The 2,218-nt window shown below is 36.9% G+C and carries 1 protein-coding gene; it reads right to left on the bottom strand.

All coding sequences use genetic code 11. The features are described from left to right. Positions 1–71: 71 nt before the first annotated feature. Positions 72–1,976: a molecular chaperone DnaK gene (dnaK, locus tag GJV76_RS15445; RefSeq protein WP_155093474.1), complete on the bottom strand. Its 1,905-nt coding sequence runs from the start codon at positions 1,974–1,976 to the stop codon at positions 72–74. Between the last annotated feature and the right edge of the window lie 242 nt (positions 1,977–2,218).

Genomic DNA, 2,218 nt, shown 5'->3' with positions numbered 1-2,218 from the left:
GACGGGGTTTTGTTTTTTAGGCTTTTTAGACAGCCTCTTCTCAATTATAACTATAAATAACTTAAGGGTTCTTATTTTACCTCTTCGTAATCTACATCTTGTGCACCATCAGAAGCATTGTTGTCACCTCCTTGGTTTGGCTGTCCTTGTTGAGGACCTGCTTGTTGTCCTTCAGCTTGTGCTTTGTACATTTCTTCAGAAGCTGCTTTCCAAGCCTCATTGATTTTGTCTAAAGCTGGTTGAATAGTGTCGATATCTTTTGTTTCGTACGCTTTTTTCAACTCCTCTAAAGCACCTTCGATATTAGATTTATTTCCTTCAGATAACTTATCTCCGAATTCTTTTAGTTGTTTTTCTGTTTGGAAAATCATACCATCAGCTTCGTTGATTTTATCTACTGTTTCTTTCGCTTTTTTATCAGCATCAGCATTTGCTTCTGCCTCTTTTTTCATTCTTTGGATTTCTTCTTCAGTTAATCCAGATGAAGCTTCGATACGAATATCGTGAGATTTACCAGTTCCTTTATCTGTAGCAGATACTTTGATAATACCGTTAGCATCAATATCGAAAGTTACTTCGATTTGAGGCACCCCTCTTTGTGCTGGTGGAATACCATCTAAGTGGAAACGACCGATTGTCTTGTTATCGTTAGCCATTGGTCTTTCTCCTTGTAATACGTGGATTTCAACCGATGGTTGGTTATCTGCAGCAGTAGAGAACACTTGAGATTTCTTAGTAGGAATCGTTGTGTTAGACTCAATCAATTTAGTGAATACACCTCCCATAGTTTCGATACCTAATGAAAGTGGTGTAACGTCTAATAATAATACGTCTTTTACATCTCCTGTTAATACACCTCCTTGGATAGCAGCACCAATAGCTACAACCTCGTCTGGGTTAACTCCTTTGTGTGGTTTTTTACCGAAGAATTTTTCTACTTCTTCTTGGATTCTTGGGATACGCGTAGATCCTCCTACTAAGATTACCTCATCGATATCAGATTTAGATAAACCTGCATCTTTTAAAGCTTTCTCACAAGGAATCATAGAACGACGTACTAAATCATCTGATAATTGCTCAAATTTAGCTCTTGTCAATGTTTGTACCAAGTGTTTTGGTCCTGAAGCCGTAGCTGTAACATAAGGTAAGTTAATCTCTGTCTGTGTAGCAGATGACAACTCAACTTTTGCTTTCTCAGCAGCTTCTTTTAAACGTTGTAATGCCATAGCATCTTTACGTAAATCTACTCCTTCAGCAGCGTTAAACTCGTCTGCTAACCAATTGATGATTACGTTGTCAAAGTCATCTCCTCCTAAGTGAGTATCTCCATTAGTAGATAATACTTCGAATACACCGTCTCCTAACTCAAGGATAGAGATATCGAATGTACCACCACCTAAGTCATATACTACTACTTTTTGGTCTGTTCCTTTTTTATCTAATCCGTATGCTAACGCAGCCGCAGTAGGCTCGTTAATAATACGTCTTACTTTTAATCCTGCAATTTCACCAGCTTCTTTAGTCGCTTGACGTTGTGCATCATTAAAATATGCTGGTACTGTAATTACAGCTTCTGAAACTTCTTGTCCTAAGAAATCTTCTGCTGTTTTCTTCATTTTTTGAAGAGTCATTGCAGAAATCTCTTGTGGAGTATATAAACGACCATCGATATCTACACGTGGTGTATCATTATCTCCTTTCACTACATTGTATGGTACAGCATCAACTTCCTTACCAGCTGAACTGAATTTTTCTCCCATAAATCTCTTAATAGAAGCAACAGTCTTAGTTGGGTTAGTTACTGCCTGACGTTTTGCAGGATCTCCAACTTTTATTTCTCCTCCTTCTACAAATGCTACAACTGAAGGTGTAGTTCTTTTTCCTTCTGCATTTGAAATTACTACTGGTTCATTACCTTCCATTACTGAAACACATGAGTTCGTAGTCCCTAAGTCAATACCAATTATTTTACTCATAATATCTTTTATAGTTTATTTTTTACAATTCTTTTAATGAGTTTGCAACTCGCTTACTGATTAGACAATCTTTGTGCCAACAGAAAAAAAAGAACTATTTGTCGGTTTTTAGTCAGTTTTAACCATTTCATAATGCCATAATGTCACTACTTCATTTACTCATCGACTAAATCAATCCTATTTCGTCAGTAATTTACTGACATAAAAAAGAGGGTGTCCCAAAAGGTCACCCTCTTTTGTAT

Origin of the sequence: Myroides albus, from assembly GCF_009711045.1 — a bacterium.
Taxonomy (GTDB): domain Bacteria; phylum Bacteroidota; class Bacteroidia; order Flavobacteriales; family Flavobacteriaceae; genus Flavobacterium; species Flavobacterium album_A.
Note: the sequence above shows the minus strand (reverse complement) of the source record. Positions and strands in the feature narration are given on the sequence as shown.

What these genes read in the sequence shown, in the direction of transcription:
- dnaK (WP_155093474.1), bottom strand. Translation starts at nt 1,976, where the DNA reads ATGAGTAAAATAATTGGTATTGACTTAGGGACTACGAACTCATGTGTT.